This is a genomic window from Viridibacillus sp. FSL E2-0187 (assembly GCF_038006425.1).
Taxonomy (GTDB): domain Bacteria; phylum Bacillota; class Bacilli; order Bacillales_A; family Planococcaceae; genus Viridibacillus; species Viridibacillus arvi.
On record NZ_JBBOVG010000001.1, the window covers coordinates 3,615,759 to 3,635,002 of the forward strand.

Sequence of the window (19,244 nt, forward strand, 5' to 3'; positions counted from 1 at the left end):
TATAATTTAGATTATTTACTACTACACTATTTTTTTTCCTTTGTTAGTTTCTCAATTTTAGTTGCTAAATCTTCTGCTTGGTGCAGTACTGAAACGGGATCAGAGGCAAAGTAATATTCGGGTGCTAATTTCATTACTTCTCCCTTTTTAACTGCATCAAGATTTGTCCATGTCGCTGGTAATGAACCGCCCTTATTAAAGTAGTTCATCTCTATTACATAATCTCCTACATAGTCATTTACAACTTCATATGATATTTCGTAACGGCTACCATCCGCTTCTTTCGTATCAAACAACTCTTTTACTTTTGGTGGAGGTGTCATTCCTAATGTTTCATATAATGCTCGTCCTCCAACAACACCGTTCGGAGCAATAACTGAAAGGTTCTTTTTTCCTAAATCAAAAATAGTAAAGGTAGAATCTTTGCTGACTACTTTATTAATTTTTTCTTTCGCTACTGCAATACGTTTATCAAAATCTTCAAGAAATTGCTCCGCTTTATCTGTACGTCCAAGGTATTCCCCCATCGCTTTGATTTCTTCGTGAATAGATTTATAATTAGTGTCAGAAAAAACAATCGTTGGAGCTATTTTTTCGTATTTTTCAACTGCTTCTTTATCCCATGTAATAATTAAATCAGGATTTAATTCCATAACTTTTTCTAAAGACGCTTCACCATCACCAATATTTTCAATTGCATCTTCTTTATAATAGTCTTTCAAATATGCTGCATAATCTAGATTTGCCATAACAGCTCCTACTGGCGTGACATCAAGTGCCAGCAATTGTCCTAAATACCAATCCGTCACTATTCGTTCAGGCTTATCTGGCACTTCAACTTTACGACCGATATCGTCAGTAATCGTACGAGTTCCCGTTTCAGCTTGTACGTTTTCATTTTTTTGTTCTTCTTGTGCTTTTTTGCTCTTAGTAGAGCCACATCCTGTTAAAATAAGCATCAAACTAAGCATCATCAGCAAAATTACCTTCAAGTTCAATTTATTGAACATTATAATATTCCCCTCTATCCGCGTAATTCTAAGTTTGTATTTACTATATCCCTTACATATTATTTCAATTTTAATATCCAAATTGTGCTTCATGGAGTCTGCTGTATGTGCCTTTCATCTCCAATAATTCACTATGATTCCCTTGTTCCTTGATACCCTCTTCCGTTACAACAATAATACGATCAGCATTTTTTATCGTTGCTAGACGATGAGCAATAACAAGCGTTGTACGCCCTTTCGATAGATTGGCTAGAGCTTTCTGAATAGCAATTTCTGTTTCTGTATCAAGTGCAGAAGTGGCTTCATCCAAAATAAGAATAGATGGATTTTTCAGAAACATACGAGCAATTGAAAGACGTTGCTTTTGCCCTCCAGATAACTTTGCCCCTCTTTCCCCAATCATTGTGTCTAGTCCATTTGATTGAGAAAGGATAATATCTTCAAGCTGTGCTTTTTTGGCTGCCTCCCAAATTTCCTCTTCTGAAGCGTCTAATTTTCCATAGGCAATATTTTCACGAATCGTTCCATCAAAAAGGAAAACATCTTGTTGAACCACCCCTATATGAGAACGAAGAGATTCTAAAGTCATTTTCTTCGTATCAATGTCATCAATCGTAATTTTGCCGTTTTTGACATCGTAAAAACGAGGTAGTAAGCTACAAATCGTTGTTTTACCTGCACCAGATGGACCTACAAGTGCTACCGTTTCACCTGCACGGATTGATAAATTAATCTTCTCTAACACATTTTCTTTATTTTCATAGCCAAATGATACATTTTGATAGTTAATATTCCCTTGTAGTTGTGTGACATCTTCTGCTTCTGAAGCATCCGCAATATCTGGTTCTGTTTCAAGTAAATCTAAGTAACGTCTAAAACCAGCAATCCCCTTTGGATACATTTCAATTACTGAATTTATTTGTTGAATCGGCTGAAGAAATACATTTGACAGAAGTACAAAGGCTATAAACTCTCCATATGACATATTCCCTTGTATAACAAACCAAGTTCCACATAATAGAACGAAAATGGAAACAACTTTCATAAGAATGTAACTGATAGATGAATTCCAAGCCATTATTCTATAAGCAATCAATTTTGTATTACGAAAGCGGCTGTTATTTTCAGTGAACTGAGCAATTTCATAATCTTCATTAGTAAAAGCTTGTACCACTCGCATACCACTCACATTATTTTCTACTCTTGCATTGAAGTCAGCTATATCAGCAAACATTCGATCGAATGCCCGAGACATTTTCCTGCTAAAGTACAATGATAAATAGATAATCAGTGGAATGATGATAAATGTCAGAATAGCTAATTTCCAATTAATTGATAGCATTAAACCAAATGCACCCGTTAATGTCATCAGTGCTATAAACAAATCTTCTGGCCCATGATGGGCAATTTCTCCGATATCCATTAAATCATTTGTCATCCGAGAAACTAAATGACCTGTTTTATTGTTATCAAAAAATCTAAATGGTTGCTTTTGAATATGAGTAAATAACTCCTTACGCATATCTGTTTCAATATTCACACCAAGCTTATGTCCCCAGTAAGTAACTACATAGTGAAGGGCTGAACTGACGATATAAATTGCAAATAATCCGACACACGCCCATAAGATAAAACCCAAGTTTCCTGATGGCAATAAATCATCCACTACGCGATTTACGGCTAATGGAAAAGCAAGCTCTAATAACGCTGCAATGATTGCGCAAGAAAAATCCAATATAAACAATCTTTTATACGGTTTATAATAGGAAAAAAATCGCTTTAACATTGTTAAATACACCCCTATTCAGCAATATTTTTCTTTATGCCAAATCCATATATTGTTCAATGGATATGATATCGAAAATTTAAACGAACACTTATTAGCTATCGAAAAAAAGAGTGCCTTTACTAAATCAAATCTGCTTCAGGCATAGCCTCTCATCGATGGTAATAAAATTAATATGATCTTACTTTTCCTGATTCTTCGATACTAGCAAATCTGCTATTTCTTCAGACTGAGCTAATACTGAGATTGGGTCATATGGCCAAAACCTCTTAGGATCAAGATCAATAACTCGGTCTTTTTTTACTGCATCCATTGAAGTCCACATACTATTTTTCTTGTCCAATTTGCCCCCGTATGATTGGTCCAAAAAGATATAGTCACCTGCATAATCATTTAAAGCCTCAAACGATATTTGTTTAAATGTATCACCTGTATCAATCAGTTCTTTTTTTATTTTTTCAGGTGGTGTGAGTTGAAGTTGCTTGTATATTGCCTGCCCACCCCTATAAATACCATCCCCGTATATGTAGAAGTCCTTATTGTAAGCACCAAATATTGAAACAGTTTCATTGGCACTTATTACTTTTTTAATTTTCTCTCGCTGTTCTTCAATTTTTGCATCAAATGACGCAAGCCATTCTTGTGCTTTCTTTTCCTTTCCAAGCATTTCTCCAAATGCTGTTACTTCCTCATGAGCATCTTTGTAAGTTTCATAAGGAATTATTATTGTAGGTGCTATCTTCGAAAAATCTTCGAACGCACTATTTTCAGAGTTGGCACTTATTATTAAATCTGGATTCAACTCTAATATTTTTTCTTTAGAGTTTTCCCCGATACTGTCAATTCCGGTGATGAAATTTTGAATATGGATATTTTCAAGATCCGAATCAGTTGCTCCTACTGTTTTTTCATCTAATAAAAGCAATGTAGGTAAATAACCATCTACAACGATTCTTTTTGGTTTGGATGGTATTTCAATATCTCCATGAATGGTTTTTACAACCCTTGTTACCTTTTCCTCTTTATTCTCATTATTTTGCTGTTTACTTGTACTATCCTCGGTTTTGTTACACGCAACCATAACAATTGAAAACATAATTAATAGTAAACAAAACAAGAAAGGTGTTTTTTTTTTAACATCTTTATCCTCCCGTTAATGATTATCATTCTCATTTAGGATATCAGTTTACATATTTATAGTCGATGTCAATAAGTCAGTATTTTCATATGTTAGATAGTCAGCCCTCTTTTTCTTCTAACAAGTGTCTCACTTGAATTTCTAATTGTTTTTCCAATGCATATGCTTCACAAAATCTAAATTCTTCTTGCTTCAAAAAATAAATCTGCTGTTTTCGAACGGCAGGGATTGTACTCCAAATGGGGTGATTTTCTATTGTTTTTCTCACTCTATGCAAATATCCACTTTTTTCACATGCAATGATAAACATATGATCTGCTGCATACTCTGGTAAACGATCCTCTGGAATCACTAAATGGTTTTGAGCATCCAACACTTCTCTCTGAACTCGCTCTGGCGCTGCTAATTCAAGCATGTCGTACAAATTATAGGCTGCTCTAGCTGTTCGATCCCATATTCTTATGTATTGATCGTCCCAAAATTCATATAATGCTACTGTTTCATTTTGTTTTTTCACATGTTCAATCCTTCGTTTAGACTGCTGTACCTTTTCTTTAAATGCTATTATCCAATCCTCTGCCTGTTTCTCTCTCCCAAGAAGCTCTCCAAAAAAACGTAACTCCTTTAGTAAATCACTGTTTCCCCAATTAACCATCAAAACAGGTGCAATTTTCTCCATTTGCCCTATCCTTTCCGGGTTAGCATAATAGTAATAAGTTGGGACAATGATTAAATCTGCAGCTAGTTCATCTAAAGGGACTTTTCCTACATCAACAACACCGTTTAACTCAGCTTGTAGAAGTTGCGAATCATTTAAGACTTCATCTGTAGATGCTATTGGTTTAATTCCTAACGCAAGCAGATCGCCTAAAAATTGTAATGCTATAATTCTCTCTGGCTTACGTTTTAATCGAAAATCACTTGGTGACATGCCTACCAAACTTTTAAATTTTTTACTAAGTGAACTACCATCAGCATATCCAACTTTATAAGCAATATCATTTAAGGGCGAATCGCTAGTAAGTAAATATTCCTTTGCTTTATTCACCCTTACGTATGCCAAATAATCAGAGAAATTCCAACCCATTTGTTTTTTGAAAAATGCCGAAAAATAGCGTGGATTATACCCAATCATTTCAGCTATAAAAGTACGCGTTATCTTTTCATGAAAATGCTCGTCTATATAAGCACAGGTAGAGCTAAATACTGCACTCGGATATTTAGTATCTGTAGAAAAGTAGAGCTCTAAGAATTCTTTTAATAAATAATGAATTCGGTCATCCTCCTCCATTGACGAAAAACAATCCATTAATTCTTTCATAATCATAAAAGCTCTATGAGGGAGTTTTTCTGTTAGAAATCCATTTTGAGGTAGATTATTAAATTGACGATGATATTTTAATTCACTGTCCAAAATACTGGTCAATTCATATTGCTCTATTGTCATTTGATAATATTCAAAAACTTCATCAGATGAAGTATTTTTTAAACTTAGAAGAGATCCTGGATGTATGCTAATAAGATTCCCCTCTACTATTGAAGACTGTACTTCATTTAAGTTTGCTTTAGCTTCTCCTTTTACTACTAAAATGAGGGTTGGTGACTTAATAGTATTAAATATCAATACACTCTTAGGCTTTATTTCTGTTATTTTTATATCTTTTAGAACATTGATTAACTTTATGTATTTTCCACTTTTGATCAAAAAAATTTCCCTCCTATGCTTTACTAATAAAAGAAAACTTACCTTTTTTTCTTCATTAACAGCTTATATAACATTAATGATAATGATTATCAATATCATTAATACTATACTATAGTATAGTAGGATATAAAAGGAAGATACATCCACCCCTTTCATTCTTTCATCATAATTTTGGAGTATTTAGATGTTGAAGTATCAAATAATGGGTTATGGAAGGAATGTAAACTTTATATTAAACGACTTTAAATTCGTCATTTAAACATGTCATTATGGGGAATGTCGCTTTAAAATTTTCATTGTTTTTAGAGGGTTACAAACAATTTACATCTTAATTCAGGAAAAAGATTCTACACTAGGTATCCAAAATATGGAGCCTATTGTTTTTTTATTGTCTCTACTTTATTAAATTTAAATATAAAAGTTGTATTGAAAGGTTAATTTATACATGTACAATTTATTTTGGCTATGATAGGGTGTAGTGTAGACTTTTTATGACGTGGTTCGTAACCATCCCACGAAAAAAAACTAGGGGGAAATGAATAATGAAAGTAAAATCTTTGGCTACTAGCGGAATTATCGCAGCGCTTTATATAGCTGTGTCTATGCTAATTGCCCCACTCGCATTCGGTGCTTTACAGTTCCGTATTGCTGAAATGTTCAATCATCTTGTTGTCTTCAACAAGAAATTCTTTGTAGGTATCGTGATTGGTGTATTGATTACAAATCTATTTTCACCACTTGGTATGTATGATTTAATCTTTGGCCTTGGTCAATCTGTCTTAGCCTTAAGCATCACAATTTTTGCGAAACGTTTTATTAAAGGACATGTTAAGCAAATGATTTTCGGTACACTTGTATTTACATTTACGATGTTCTTAATTGCCATCGAATTGAATCTCGCATTCCAGCTACCGTTTCTATATACTTGGCTAACAGTTGCTGTCGGTGAATTAGTTGTGATGGGTATTGGTATTCCGATTATGCTAGCACTGAACAAGCGTATTAACTTTAGTAAACTAATTGAAGATTAATATTATTGCCACCTAACCGCATTTTTGCGAATGGGTGGTTTTTTGTTTTACGCTCATCCAAAAACAAAGAGAGAGTCTCAAATTAAGACTCTCTCCTTTTTTATAGCTGGTAATCCTTCACTTCATCACGCAATTTTGCCTTTAAGAATTTGCCGACGGATGTTTTTGGGATTTCTTTTAAAAAGACAACATGATCTGGTACCCACCACTTTGCAAATTGCCCTTCTAAATACGAAAGAAGCTCTTCCTTCGTTGCACTACTACCTTCTTTCAAGACAACACAAGCTAGTGGACGTTCTTGCCACTTTTCGTCTGGAACTGCGATTACAGCCGCTTCAAATACAGCCTCATGTGTCATGAGTGCATTTTCTAAATCTACAGATGAAATCCACTCTCCACCGCTCTTAATTAAATCTTTTGTTCGGTCTGTAATTTTGAGATACCCCTCTGGTGTTATGACAGCAATATCACCTGTGTATAACCAACCGCCTTTAAACGCTTCTTCCGTGCGGTCATCCTTATAATATTCATCTGCAATCCAAGGGCCTCGAACAGTTAACTCACCCATAGTCTTACCATCCCAAGGCACTTCTCCATTTTCGTTGACAACACGTGTTTCAACGAGAGTTGTCGTCAATCCTTGTGTTGCACGAATATTAAGTTTCTCTTCTGCAGACCAGTTCTCCATTTCCGTTGTGTATGTGGAAAGACTTACAATCGGCGTAGTTTCAGTCATACCGTAACCAACGATAAATGGTACTTTGTATTTTTCTTCGAAAGCACGGATTAGACCTTTTGGTGAAGCTGATCCACCACAAACTATGGCACGTAATGACGATAAATCTCGTGGATTTTGCTCTTGTTCGTTTAACACACCAAGCCAAATTGTCGGTACACCTGCCGTTAATGTCACTTTTTCTTGTTCGATTAAATCGAGTAAGAGCTGCGGGTTAAACATTGGTCCTGGCAATACTTGTGTTGTACCAAAATTTACTGCTGCAAATGGCATACCCCAGGCATTTACATGAAACATAGGTACGACTGGCATAGCTACATCGCTCTCGCGAATACCAAGTGAATCTGCTAAACCAAGTGCTAAGCTGTGTAGTACTAAACTACGGTGCGTGTAAACAACACCTTTTGGGAAGCCTGTTGTGGCACTTGTGTAGCACATTCCGGCCGGCATATTTTCATCTAAATCATCAGGGAATTCATATGAATCTGATGCCTCTTCTAGCAGTTTTTCGTAAGAATGAACGTTTTTCAAGCTAGTTTCAGGTAAGTCTGTTCCGTCTTGCATAACAACGAAATGTTTCACCGTTTTTAATAAAGGTGCAGCTTGAGCAATTAACGGGAAAATATCGCTATCTACAAGTAATATTTCATCTTCAGCATGGTTGATAATATATACTATATGCTCTGGTGATAGGCGAATATTGATCATATGGAGTACTGCTCCTGCACATGGTACACCGAAATACGCTTCTAAATGGCGGTGATGATTCCACGCTAATGAGCCTACTTTTGTACCTTTTTTCATCCCCAATTTCGTCAATGCTTCAGATAATTTTCGTGTACGCTGTCCAAACTCTTTATAAGTAATACGGTGAATCATCGTTTCACTCGTTCTAGAAATGATTAATTTTTTCGGAAAATATCTCTCTGCACGTTTCACAAAATCAGTTAGTACTAATGGCGTTTGCATCATACTCATCCAACTCCCCTTAAATTAAGTAATATGATTTTATTTAAAAACAATTGCTTATAAACTGAGATTCTTTGCAATAATCATTTTCATGACTTCATTTGTACTTGCGTAAATAGACTCTACTGGGCTGTCTCGGAAGCATTTATCAACCTTATTACCTCCATATAAACATAACCACCTTGTATTTTCCTAGAAGCATTGTAGAGTAACACTTGTGTGTATAAAACTTTCTTCGGAATCTTATTTACCTCTAGCTTCTTACTATTGAAGCTTTAATACATTGCTTACTTAAAGTTCGATTATCCTTTGACTTGATAATACCTAAGGCGATTCCCTCATTTTTCATCTGACAAATCAATTTTGTAGCATCCAAAATTTCATTATGCTATTTAATACTAATAGAGTAGTCAAATCCATAGATTATCTTTTCAAGAATATAAATAATCAAACTTTTCAAATAAATATATTTTACACAATTATACATGTAAGCGCTCTTATAAAACTATTAAAATGAATCATTTTAAAGAAAAAATATTAATTAAAAGAGATTATTCTTAAATCTATCATCTCATTACAATATGCAGTTCTATCTATTAAAATACTTATCTTCACCAATAAAAAAACCGTACCTTCAATTAAGAAGGTACGGTTTTTTTATTACCTATTCATTAAGCAGTTTTAGTTTCTTTCTCTTGTAACTTTTTTAACATATCTGCTGTCATTGCATCTAAGTCGTATTTTGCTTTAAAGCCCCATTCCTCTTTTGCAGCACTTGCATCTATAGAATTTGGCCAACTATCTGCAATGGCTTGACGGACTGGGTCCACTTCATAAGCCATTTTAAAATTAGGGATATGTTTGCGGATTGAAGCTGCAATTTCTTCAGGTTCAAAACTCATAGCCGTTACATTGAACGCATTTCGATGTATTAACTTCGCAGGATCTGCTTCCATCAAATCTACAATAGCTTGTAACGCGTCCGGCATATACATCATATCCATGTATGAGCCCTGTGCGATATATGAAGTATACTTCCCTTCAGAAATGGCTTTATAGTATATATCAACCGCATAATCTGTTGTACCGCCACCAGGAGGAGTTGCGTAAGAAATTAAACCTGGGAAGCGTACTCCGCGAGTATCTACACCAAAGCGTTGGTAATAGTAATCACATAATAGTTCACCCGCTACTTTGTTTACACCATACATGGTAGTAGGGCGTTGTAACGTATCTTGTGGTGTATTGTTTTTGGGCGTAGAAGGTCCAAATGCACCGATTGAACTTGGTGTGAAAAACTGCAGATTTTGTTCACGTGCAACTTCTAAAGCATTAACAAGTCCACCCATATTTAAATTCCAAGCAAATAACGGTTTAGCTTCTGCAGTTGCCGATAATAATGCAGCCATGTGCATTAAAGTGTCTGCTCCAAAATCCTTCGCCATATCATTCATGCGCTCAGCATCCATAACATCCAGCGTTTCAAAAGGTCCCTTTTGTGTAGCTGGTTTGCGAATATCTGTTGCTAAAACATTTTCCGTTCCATATGTTTCGCGCAGCTTAGATACTAACTCTGACCCTATTTGACCGCACGCACCGGTTATCATAATTTTTTTCATTTTAAAATCCTCCTCACCCAATAAACATTTGTGTTTCTAGAAAGAACATTCACCTAGAGATTACAAATGTATTTCTCGAAAACACAAATAACAACAAAAATACGTTGATTTATCAATGTTTTTAATAATTCGATTATACAATGTATATTTCTAAAACACAATAATCGTTTTTGTACAAAGGACAGTTTGTTTACGATACAATTATTTATTGTTTATTTTATAATAAACAAAAGGAGTGGTATCAATGCATTTATTTAAACTAATTTTGATTTATTTGGTCGCCATCATCAGCTGTACATTTCTCCTTATAATGGACTTACCTATAGTAGTAGTCTTTCTCTTACTATTTATGTATGTCTTCGCTCTCACAATGTTCCCATACTGTAACACTTTAATTTGGTCTAACAACATCAGTAAAATGGACCGCTTTATAACAAAGCATAAAACAAATCCCGTATTTGCTTACCCATACGCCGTTGCACACGAAACCGTAACAGAGCAAAAATTAAGCGTACACAAAATACTATCTAGTTATAAACAACAGGATGCACAACACAATTATCGCTCTTTGCTAGCTACTCTAGACAAAGATTTCGAAACTGCTTTAATAGAAGCAAAACAACTTCAAAAAGAACCTATTCGCAGCTACACTATCGCACATATCGAATCTTTGCTCAGCAACTTTCAGACAGCAAAAGCACTCATACCAAACCTAAAAAAGAAATGGATGCCACACGCTATTGAAGGATTAATCGCCTATGAACAGCAAGATTTCGGGACATTTGAAAAAGAAGCGCTTGCAGCTGTCACAAAAGCAAGAGGACTACAAAAATATTTATTGTTTTATTCTTTCAAGGAAATGAAGGAAAGATTAGAGACAAAATAAAAAACCACCCGGGGGAGGGTGGTTTTTTAAGGATGGAATTTTTACATTCCAATGGGGAGTTGGTATAGTATTGGGCATTTCGAGTGGGTTTTATACATTTTCTTAAAATTTATTTGTTTTAGTTGTGACTATCTCTTTAATTAATATAAACTTCACTTTTTTCGCATGACTTTTAAGATTTAAATCATTTAGCTTTTCCCGTACAAATAACCTTACTTAGCCACCCCATGTATAAACCTCTTTACTAAATAACAACAAATACTTTATATTACCATTTATTTAACTATTTAATATTAACTACATAAGTATTTGCGACCAAATCATGCAGAGCTCGTTTTTGTGGGTGGAATGCAGCGATTATGTAGCCTAGACAGAGTAGAAGACCACTAAAGATTCGAGCGATATTTCGAATGATGCTACGGAAAATAGAGATTGTATCACCATTCGTATCAACAATTTCTATGCCTAGCACTTTTTTTCCGACGGTACCTCTCCATGTCGTTGCTGGTAGTCCGACGAAATATAATATACCTACGATAATGAGAATCCAACTATATAAAGGGTAAGTTGATAGAAATAGTTCATCACCAAATATCATTTCCGATATGACACCTTTCGGAATTTTTAAAACGACCCCAATTAACGCTGTCGCCACCATAGCGACAGCGCTATCAATAATTGTCGCTAAGAAACGGATCCAAAACCCTCCATAATTCACTTCTACTTTCCCCTTTCTCTTTTATTAATTTATGTCACCATCATTACATTATTTTCATATGTTGAGCATTTGCTCCTTAGGAGATTACACGTGAAATCCCAATGCAATACATTCATTTTCTTCACAAAAAACCTTTATTACAATCCTATGTTTTAGGGTAGTTTATATGTGTTCTAAAAAGAATCACCCAATGAATTAAAGAGCAACACCTGTAATGCTATGGTCCAGTATTACACCGCAGTGATGATCGTCGTAATTGCCACGACACTGATTACACTTCCATTATTAAAAGCGATTTTCGGAAAACACGATTGATTCCATTGTTTTTTATATAACAATAAAAGCCTCTATACATTCGCATAGGGCCTTCTAATGTAATTGACTCTTTTAAAGATTAATCACAATAATTACATTCTAATTGCGCTCTGTAAATAGTATCAAGTGGTATACGCCGAATGACTGTGTCCGTTTCTAACGATAGCTCACGAGCGGATGCCTTAAGATCCGTAATAATTCCTGTGTAGTGACTTAAATTATGTTCAACTAGAGTTTTAAGCGTAACAATTAACTTTTGGTCATACGCGAATTGAATAGTCTGTTGTAGTTCTTCTAATTCCCATTCACTCAATCCATTTGGTAATTCTTCTTCCGATTCATGTTTCCATGCTCTAATTTGTTGCACATGTTCTGGTAGCATCATCGAAACCCATTTAATACTGCCTCTATCACGAATCATCTTAAAACACCTGCTTTTCCATTATATTTTGTGCGACATGATATAAAAGAACACACTAAAAAACACTTTAAATTATTTTCTTTTCAATATTACGTCAGTCTTTTATGCAAATTGTTTCAACCTGTGTATTTAGTGCATAAGTTGTGAATAACTAGACCTATTTGCAGATAACAATTAGTTATCCACATATCCAAAAGACATTATCACTCCGTAGTGTTATACAATTATTATTCAAATAGTGTATAGCAATAAAATGGATACTGAATAAATATACACTGTTTTATTTTTTGTGACCTCCTAATAATTTTGAACGTGCGACGGCGGTGCCAGCTTCTGTATAAGAGACCGCACGTAAAAGCGCAGTCGGGCCATAGCGAGAGCGCAGTTGATCCATGGTAGCTCCGAGCTTACGACGACGAAAGCGGTCAGTGTCGAACAAACTAAGTTGCATTGAACGTTCAGATTCAAGCTTTGTAATACTAATCGTAAGCTGACGTACGGGCCTATCTTCTATATAATATTCATCGAGTAACTGCTGGCAGATCTGATAAATTTTCATCGTTTCATTCGTTGGTTCATCAATTGAGCGCGAACGATGAAAACCTCCACCAAATGCATTTTTGCTGTAGGAGAGCCCAAGTGAAATGGTACGCCCTACCTTAAATGCTTCGCGTGCACGTCTTGCGATGTCTTCACACATCTCCAAAATAACTGCAAGCACTTCTTCCTTTTTGTTATAGTCACGCATTAAAATTTGCCCTTTACCATAACTTATTTGCCCTTCAATTATTGGTTCGCCAAGTTCAGAAAGATCAATTCCCCACGCATGATGATAAAGCTGATTACCCATAATACCAAAACGAGCCTCTAGTGTTTTTAAATCTGCTTTTGCTAAATCCCCTACTGAAAAAATCCCCATATGATTAAGCGAGCGTTCTGTCTGTCTCCCAATACCCCACATCTTAGAGAGTGGTGATGTAGGCCATAACTTTTCTTCCACATCTTCATATCCCCATTTAGCAAATCCTGTTTTTTTCGCTTCTAAATCAAGCGCTAGCTTTGATAACAACATATTAGGCCCCATACCGACGGCACTTGGAATTCCAAACTGGTTGTAAATATCTCGTTGTATCTTCTGCGCAGTTTGTTCAACTGGTCCCCATAATTTTTCTGTTCCTGTTAAATCAATAAAACTTTCATCAACACTATAAATATGGATAGCTTCCTTTGGGACGTAACTGTTGAGTAGGCGTGTAATTTCCATTGAAACGCGGATGAAGAAGTCCATTTTAGGTTCAAATAGCCTAATATCTGGATGCTTCGGAATTTCATAGAGGCGTGTGCCAGTTTTTACTTGGAAACGTTTTTTCATCATTGGTGATGCTGCTAGCACGATACTTCCCTTTTGATTGAAGTTACCAACTACCGCAATTGGCGTCTTCATCACATCTAAATGCTCTAACGTTGCAATACAACTCGCATAGAAGCAACGCATATCAATACACATAATTGATCGCCTTGGCATGTTTTCGTACATAACCTATCCTCCAATAGAGAACATTTGTTCTTATTTTAAATTGAGATGAGTGAGATGGCAAGTGGGAATATAAGGAATTGGGGATTTACTTTCAATTAGGCGGATTTCATAATAAAAAAAGACTACTGCACACTTTTAAGTGTGCAGTAGTCCTTTTAGATAAATGCCATCGTACTCAGTCATCCAGCTTCAGTGGCCAGACTCTCGAGGTCACTTCCACCTTCTCGGTTGAAAACTGAAAGTACGTTTTCAATTCGAAGGTTCCAGTGCTTGTCGAGTCTAAACGGGCCACTTCAGCATTTATTTCATCCAGTCAGGTTTGCCGAAGCCTTTGAATTCTTCATCGATGATTTTTTCGAATTCTTCTGATTTAACGATTTCTAAAATGTCTTTTGCTAGTTGTGAATCTTTATTTTCTTCCTTAACTGCAATAACATTACGGAATTTATCAGGCATGTTTTCTAAGAATAGTGCATCTTGTAATTTAAGTCCTGCTGCAAGCGCGAAGTTTCCTGGGACACCAACAAGGTCAGCACTTTCGATTGCACGAGGTAGACCCGCTGCTTCGATTGGTTGGAACACTAAGTTTTTAGGATTTTCAACAACGTCTTTTTCAGATGCTTTTAGCTCTTCGATGTTAGGGTCAATTTTGATAAGACCTTGTTCTTGTAATGCTAATAATGTACGTGCCGCATTTGATGGATCGTTAGCAATCGCTACTTTTGCACCGTCTTTAATATCATCAATTGATTTAAAATCTTTTGCAAAGAAGCCCATTGGTGCAGTTGGCACGTTGATTAGACCAGCTAACTTCATTTTGTTCTGTTCATTAAAGTTTTGAAGATAAATTGAGTGTTGGAAAAGGTTTGCATCAATATCACTAGAATCTAATGCTTTATTTGGTTGTACATAGTCACTGAATTCAACCGTTTTTACTTTATAGCCTTTTTTCTCTAATTGCGGGATGATTGCTTTATTTAACATGTCACTATATGGTCCTGCAGTTGCGCCAATTTTAATGTCTTTTGAATCCTTTGGTTTGCTTTCATCTTTGTTACCACATGCAACTAAAGCTGTTGCTAATACGAATAATAACGCTGCTAGTAAAAACTTTTTCATTTTCAAATCTCCCCTTTTATCGTTTATCAATTGCTTTTGAAATGGCATCGCCTGAAAGTTGAATAATTTGGACGATAACAATTAAAATGACAACTGTCGCAATCATAATTGTGTTGTCATAGCGGTAATAACCAAAACGGATAGCCAAGTCACCAATTCCGCCACCGCCGACAATACCAGCCATTGCGGAATATGCTACTAAACTAATAATCGTCATTGTCACCCCTTGAATAATACCCGATTTCGCTTCAGGTAATAGCACATCTCGTATGATCATCCACGGTGTTGCACCGACAGCTATTGATGCTTCGATGACACCTTTATCAACTTCACGCATAGACGTTTCTACTAGTCTCGCAAAGAATGGAATGGCTGCTACAGATAATGAAACACTCGCCGCTACGGGACCAATTGTATCTCCAACCAGTATTTTTGTTAGCGGGAACAACGCTACTAATAGAATGATATACGGAACGGAACGAACTAGATTGACGATAAACCCTAAAACCCCATTAAAAAAACGATTACGTAAAAATAAACCTTTGCTTGTAACAAATAAAATAATACCAAGTGGTAAACCGATAATTAGTGAAATACTAAGTGAAATACCAATCATCAGTAACGTTTCACCAAATGCTTTCCAAATGTCCGGAAGCATACTAATAAAATGTTCGAAATCAAATAGCATCGTTAATCACCTCCACAAACGCACCGCGCCCTTCCATATAAGAAATAGCTCTCCCTACATTATCTGGTTGACCTTGTAGCTCCATTAGGAAAATACCAAGCGGTTTTTCTTGAATATATTCAATTGTGCCGTGCAAGAAATTACCACGTACTTCAAAGTTTTGAATCATATCTGAAATGACGCCCTCACCAGCTACATCTCCTTTGAATAGTACTTTCACAATTTCCCCTGTCACACCTTTAAGAATAGTTGGCGGTAATTCAAATGATACAACGCTACTAATAAATTCTTGTGTTAATGGCTCAACCGGATTTGCAAAAACATCGTAAACTTCTCCTTCTTCAATGACTCTTCCATCTTGCATAATAACCATACGATCACAAATTTCTTTCACAACATCCATTTCATGTGTGATAAGGATAATTGTAATATTCAACTCACGATTGATCTTTTTTAGTAAGCGTAAAATGGAAACCGTTGTTTTTGGGTCAAGTGCTGATGTTGCTTCATCACAAAGTAGTACGGATGGATTGTTTGCAAGTGCACGAGCAATACCGACACGTTGCTTTTGACCACCACTTAACTGCGCTGGGTAAACGTCGATTTTCTCCGATAAACCGACCATTTCAAGCAATTCTTTTACACGGGCCTTAATTTGCTTCGGTGGTGTAGCCGCTGCTTTTAAAGCAAATTCGATATTTTCGCCAACCGTTTTTTGACTGATTAAGTAAAAGTGCTGGAAGATCATACCGATTTTCAAACGCGCTTTACGCAGTTGTTCACCTTTTAACTTCGTTAAATCTTGGCCATTTACGATGATACTCCCACTCGTTGGTCGCTCTAGTAAATTGATACAACGTAGCAGTGAACTTTTCCCTGCGCCAGAGTAACCAACAATACCGAAGACTTCACCTTTATCGATTGTCAACGATACGTTGTCTACGCCCGTTACCGTACCCTTTTTTGTTTTATATACTTTTGTAAGATTCTGAATCTCGAGCATATTGTATCCCCTCAAATCTGTTTAAATTATGTAACTTCTATAGAATTACTTGGAATTTACTGTATTAAAAAATGCTTCTTTCGGTTTTCTGAAAGAAGCATCGTAAATGTAAATTGGCGATTTATCTTCCAGAATGTACTCATTCTGTAGGAATTGGCACCTTCCCTTTTCAGGGGGTTGCCGGACGTCATAGGGCCTATCCCTCGGTCTCTCTAGATAAAGTTCAATATTCGTTTGTAAGTTATGAACTAAATATTACTGTGAAATAATGTAGATGTCAAACACTTTTTTGAAACTTTGTATTATTTCAAAATATCTTTATATAATTCAGGGCGACGATCATCATATACCGGGATTCGTTGTCGAATTTCATCCACTATAGAGAAATCGACATCGATAATCGCCATTTCTTCATCTTCTCCACCAGTCCATAACACTTCACCCCAAGGTTCAATAACCATCGATTGACCGTTGAAATTTTGTTTTTTATGGCTAATTCTATTTACCGCAATAACAAAACACTGGCTTTCAATTGCACGTGCTTGTAATAACGTTTTCCAATGATCAATACGTGGTGTTGGCCATTGTGCAGAAACGAAAATTACTTTCGCTCCGTTCAAGGCATGAAGACGTAACCACTCTGGAAAACGAATATCGTAGCAGATAACACCAGCTGCTGGAATATCACCCAGTTCAAAGTTATTTTGCTTATCGCCAGCTGATAAATACAAATGCTCGTCCATTAGACGGAAAAGATGCGCTTTATCATATTCGCTGACAAGCTCCCCTTTATTGTTATATACGTACATCGTATTGTAGAATTCCCCATCTTTTTTTGTTGATACCGAGCCACCAACAATATGAATTTGTAATTCTTCTGAAAGATTTTGTAGAAAATTCTTTGTGCGCTCCCCGTTCGGATCTGCAAGGTCTTCTAATTTCTCTAAAGCATAGCTAGAATTCCACATTTCAGGAAGAATTGCGAGTTCCGCTCCCTTATCAGCGGCCTCCCTGATAAACTTTTCGACGTTTGTAAAATTTTTTTCGATGTCCCCGAAGGCAACATTTAACTGTATACATGCAATTTTCATAACTCCACCACCTGTAGACATTTTCTTAAAAAGGTTATAATATTTCTCTTATTATTGCGACTATTTTATACACACGTCTATTTTATCCACAAAGTAGTTGTTGTGTATAGAGTATTTAGAAGAAAGATTTTGTGGATAACAAGTTATTAAAGAAAAAAATTCAAGGGGGTTTGTTCGAAGATGGAATTTTCAACGAGATTACAACAGTTGCCGAAGCAGTTTTTCGCGACTTTAGTACAAAAAGTAGGTGCCGCAGTTGCGGAAGGTAGAGATGTCATCAATTTAGGCCAAGGAAACCCAGACCAACCAACACCTCCTCATATTATAAAAGCTATGCAGGAAGCTGTTATTAATCCGCAAACTCATAAATACTCCCCATTCCGTGGCTTACCAGAATTCAAGGAAGCCATTGCTGAATTTTATGCGCGAGAATACGGCGTTGAAATCGATGCAAATACGGAAGTAGCCATACTTTTTGGCACAAAAATTGGTGTAGTTGAATTACCTTTAGCTATTATGAACCCTGGTGATTCAATGCTACTCCCAGACCCTGGTTATCCGGACTATTGGTCAGGCGTAGCACTAGCTGATGTCAAGTTCGATACAATTCCATTACTAGCGGAAAATGGCTTCCTACCTGATTACACAACTGTGTCAGATGAGGTAAAAGCTCGTGCAAAATTAATGTATTTAAATTATCCGAATAACCCAACTGGTGCTGTTGCTAATTTATCATTTTTTGATGAAACGGTGCAGTTTGCGAAAGATCACGATATTGCAGTTATGCACGACTTTGCATATGGAGCAATTGGATTTGATGATGAAAAACCAGTGAGCTTTTTACAAGCTGAAGGTGCTAAAGATGTCGGGGTTGAGTTGTATACTTTATCGAAAACGTATAATATGGCCGGTTGGCGGGTTGGCTTTGCAGTTGGTAACGTAAAGCTAATTGAAGCATTAAATTTAGTACAAGACCATTTATTTGTCAGTCTATTCCCTGCTGTACAAGAGGCTGGTATTGCAGCACTTACTAGTTCACAAGAATGTGTAACAGAGTTAGTAGCTATGTATGAAAGCCGCCGGAACGCATTAAAAGTCGCTTGCGATCGTATTGGCTGGGCAGTGACAGCACCAAAAGGTTCATTCTTTGCATGGCTTCCTGTACCAGAAGGTTATACGAGTGAAGCATTTGCTGATTTATTACTAGAACAGGCTGATGTAGCAGTTGCTGCGGGTAATGGTTTTGGTGAATACGGAGAAGGGTACGTACGTGTTGGCTTGCTTGTTGATGAGGACAGGCTTCATGAAGCAATAACGCGTATCTCAAAACTAAATTTATTTTAAGTGTTTATACATTGAAAAACCACCTTATCCCATAAGTTGGTTTTTCAGTGGAATGGGTTTAATAAATATAACAATAAAACATTCACATAATCACAGGTGACTATAGAATTAACAAAAAAATTTCCTAA

Annotated in this window: 16 protein-coding genes and 2 riboswitches; of the genes, 3 read left to right on the forward strand and 13 right to left on the reverse strand. The window is 36.1% G+C overall.

Annotated elements, in window-relative coordinates; translation table 11 throughout:
• Window positions 1-26: 26 nt before the first annotated feature.
• The 4 genes from MHH85_RS17570 to MHH85_RS17585 all read right to left on the reverse strand — a co-directional run bounded on the left by MHH85_RS17570 (window position 27) and on the right by MHH85_RS17585 (window position 5,639).
• Window positions 27-1,010, reverse strand: coding sequence for an ABC transporter substrate-binding protein (locus MHH85_RS17570; protein WP_340707896.1), 984 nt, complete (start codon window positions 1,008-1,010; stop codon window positions 27-29).
• Between the two features lie 70 nt (window positions 1,011-1,080).
• Window positions 1,081-2,796, reverse strand: coding sequence for an ABC transporter ATP-binding protein (locus MHH85_RS17575; RefSeq protein WP_340707897.1), 1,716 nt, complete (start codon window positions 2,794-2,796; stop codon window positions 1,081-1,083).
• 181 nt (window positions 2,797-2,977) lie between these two features.
• Window positions 2,978-3,877, reverse strand: a complete 900-nt coding sequence (locus MHH85_RS17580) for an ABC transporter substrate-binding protein (protein ID WP_340707898.1) — start codon at window positions 3,875-3,877, stop codon at window positions 2,978-2,980.
• Between the two features lie 157 nt (window positions 3,878-4,034).
• The gene (locus tag MHH85_RS17585) at window positions 4,035-5,639 is read right to left on the reverse strand and encodes an AraC family transcriptional regulator (RefSeq protein WP_340707899.1); all 1,605 of its coding nucleotides are present in this window, start codon (window positions 5,637-5,639) and stop codon (window positions 4,035-4,037) included.
• Window positions 5,640-6,129: 490 nt separating this feature from the next.
• Window positions 6,130-6,174: riboswitch (PreQ1 riboswitch) on the forward strand.
• A gap of 7 nt (window positions 6,175-6,181) precedes the next feature.
• On the opposite strand from MHH85_RS17585, the gene MHH85_RS17590 reads away from it, so the two are divergent.
• Window positions 6,182-6,670, forward strand: coding sequence for a QueT transporter family protein (locus MHH85_RS17590; RefSeq protein ID WP_053417963.1), 489 nt, complete (start codon window positions 6,182-6,184; stop codon window positions 6,668-6,670).
• A 100-nt stretch (window positions 6,671-6,770) separates the two neighbouring features.
• Here the strand turns inward: MHH85_RS17590 and MHH85_RS17595 are convergent, their stop codons facing one another.
• The gene (locus MHH85_RS17595) at window positions 6,771-8,378 is read right to left on the reverse strand and encodes a long-chain fatty acid--CoA ligase (RefSeq protein WP_193741133.1); all 1,608 of its coding nucleotides are present in this window, start codon (window positions 8,376-8,378) and stop codon (window positions 6,771-6,773) included.
• A 668-nt stretch (window positions 8,379-9,046) separates the two neighbouring features.
• Window positions 9,047-9,994 carry an L-threonine 3-dehydrogenase gene (locus tag MHH85_RS17600; protein ID WP_193738284.1) on the reverse strand — a complete coding sequence of 316 codons (948 nt, stop codon included), beginning with the start codon at window positions 9,992-9,994 and terminating at the stop codon, window positions 9,047-9,049.
• Between the two features lie 244 nt (window positions 9,995-10,238).
• On the opposite strand from MHH85_RS17600, the gene MHH85_RS17605 reads away from it, so the two are divergent.
• Window positions 10,239-10,880, forward strand: coding sequence for a hypothetical protein (locus MHH85_RS17605; protein WP_340707900.1), 642 nt, complete (start codon window positions 10,239-10,241; stop codon window positions 10,878-10,880).
• Window positions 10,881-11,163: 283 nt separating this feature from the next.
• On the opposite strand, the gene MHH85_RS17610 is transcribed toward MHH85_RS17605, so the two are convergent.
• From MHH85_RS17610 to MHH85_RS17640, 7 genes are all read right to left on the reverse strand, one after another.
• On the reverse strand, window positions 11,164-11,598 hold the full coding sequence (locus tag MHH85_RS17610) for an RDD family protein (protein ID WP_340707901.1): 435 nt from the start codon (window positions 11,596-11,598) through the stop codon (window positions 11,164-11,166).
• Window positions 11,599-11,992: 394 nt separating this feature from the next.
• On the reverse strand, window positions 11,993-12,334 hold the full coding sequence (locus MHH85_RS17615) for a YolD-like family protein (protein WP_340707902.1): 342 nt from the start codon (window positions 12,332-12,334) through the stop codon (window positions 11,993-11,995).
• A gap of 280 nt (window positions 12,335-12,614) precedes the next feature.
• Window positions 12,615-13,871: a Y-family DNA polymerase gene (locus MHH85_RS17620; RefSeq protein ID WP_340707903.1), complete on the reverse strand. Its 1,257-nt coding sequence runs from the start codon at window positions 13,869-13,871 to the stop codon at window positions 12,615-12,617.
• Between the two features lie 300 nt (window positions 13,872-14,171).
• Entirely contained in the window at window positions 14,172-14,990 is an 819-nt protein-coding gene (locus tag MHH85_RS17625) for a MetQ/NlpA family ABC transporter substrate-binding protein (RefSeq protein ID WP_340707904.1), read from the reverse strand.
• Between the two features lie 16 nt (window positions 14,991-15,006).
• On the reverse strand, window positions 15,007-15,678 hold the full coding sequence (locus MHH85_RS17630) for a methionine ABC transporter permease (RefSeq protein WP_053417972.1): 672 nt from the start codon (window positions 15,676-15,678) through the stop codon (window positions 15,007-15,009).
• Complete coding sequence (locus MHH85_RS17635; protein WP_340707905.1) at window positions 15,668-16,681, reverse strand: methionine ABC transporter ATP-binding protein; 1,014 nt, start codon at window positions 16,679-16,681, stop codon at window positions 15,668-15,670. The genes MHH85_RS17630 and MHH85_RS17635 overlap by 11 nt, the downstream gene beginning before the upstream one ends.
• Window positions 16,682-16,799: 118 nt before the next feature.
• Window positions 16,800-16,904, reverse strand: a riboswitch (SAM riboswitch).
• A 79-nt stretch (window positions 16,905-16,983) separates the two neighbouring features.
• A complete protein-coding gene (locus MHH85_RS17640) occupies window positions 16,984-17,772 on the reverse strand; it encodes a carbon-nitrogen family hydrolase (protein WP_193738276.1) in 789 nt (262 codons plus the stop codon).
• A gap of 180 nt (window positions 17,773-17,952) precedes the next feature.
• On the opposite strand from MHH85_RS17640, the gene MHH85_RS17645 reads away from it, so the two are divergent.
• Window positions 17,953-19,116: a pyridoxal phosphate-dependent aminotransferase gene (locus tag MHH85_RS17645; RefSeq protein ID WP_340707906.1), complete on the forward strand. Its 1,164-nt coding sequence runs from the start codon at window positions 17,953-17,955 to the stop codon at window positions 19,114-19,116.
• Window positions 19,117-19,244 lie beyond the last annotated feature (128 nt).

Coding starts and splice junctions, on each gene's coding strand:
- MHH85_RS17645 (WP_340707906.1), top strand. CDS start 17,953: ATGGAATTTTCAACGAGATTACAACAGTTGCCGAAGCAGTTTTTCGCG.
- MHH85_RS17580 (WP_340707898.1), bottom strand. CDS start 3,877: ATGGTTGCGTGTAACAAAACCGAGGATAGTACAAGTAAACAGCAAAAT.
- MHH85_RS17625 (WP_340707904.1), bottom strand. CDS start 14,990: ATGAAAAAGTTTTTACTAGCAGCGTTATTATTCGTATTAGCAACAGCT.
- MHH85_RS17575 (WP_340707897.1), bottom strand. CDS start 2,796: ATGTTAAAGCGATTTTTTTCCTATTATAAACCGTATAAAAGATTGTTT.
- MHH85_RS17590 (WP_053417963.1), top strand. CDS start 6,182: ATGAAAGTAAAATCTTTGGCTACTAGCGGAATTATCGCAGCGCTTTAT.
- MHH85_RS17630 (WP_053417972.1), bottom strand. CDS start 15,678: ATGCTATTTGATTTCGAACATTTTATTAGTATGCTTCCGGACATTTGG.
- MHH85_RS17620 (WP_340707903.1), bottom strand. CDS start 13,871: ATGTACGAAAACATGCCAAGGCGATCAATTATGTGTATTGATATGCGT.
- MHH85_RS17600 (WP_193738284.1), bottom strand. CDS start 9,994: ATGAAAAAAATTATGATAACCGGTGCGTGCGGTCAAATAGGGTCAGAG.
- MHH85_RS17615 (WP_340707902.1), bottom strand. CDS start 12,334: ATGATTCGTGATAGAGGCAGTATTAAATGGGTTTCGATGATGCTACCA.
- MHH85_RS17635 (WP_340707905.1), bottom strand. CDS start 16,681: ATGCTCGAGATTCAGAATCTTACAAAAGTATATAAAACAAAAAAGGGT.
- MHH85_RS17595 (WP_193741133.1), bottom strand. CDS start 8,378: ATGATGCAAACGCCATTAGTACTAACTGATTTTGTGAAACGTGCAGAG.
- MHH85_RS17640 (WP_193738276.1), bottom strand. CDS start 17,772: ATGAAAATTGCATGTATACAGTTAAATGTTGCCTTCGGGGACATCGAA.
- MHH85_RS17570 (WP_340707896.1), bottom strand. CDS start 1,010: ATGTTCAATAAATTGAACTTGAAGGTAATTTTGCTGATGATGCTTAGT.
- MHH85_RS17605 (WP_340707900.1), top strand. CDS start 10,239: ATGCATTTATTTAAACTAATTTTGATTTATTTGGTCGCCATCATCAGC.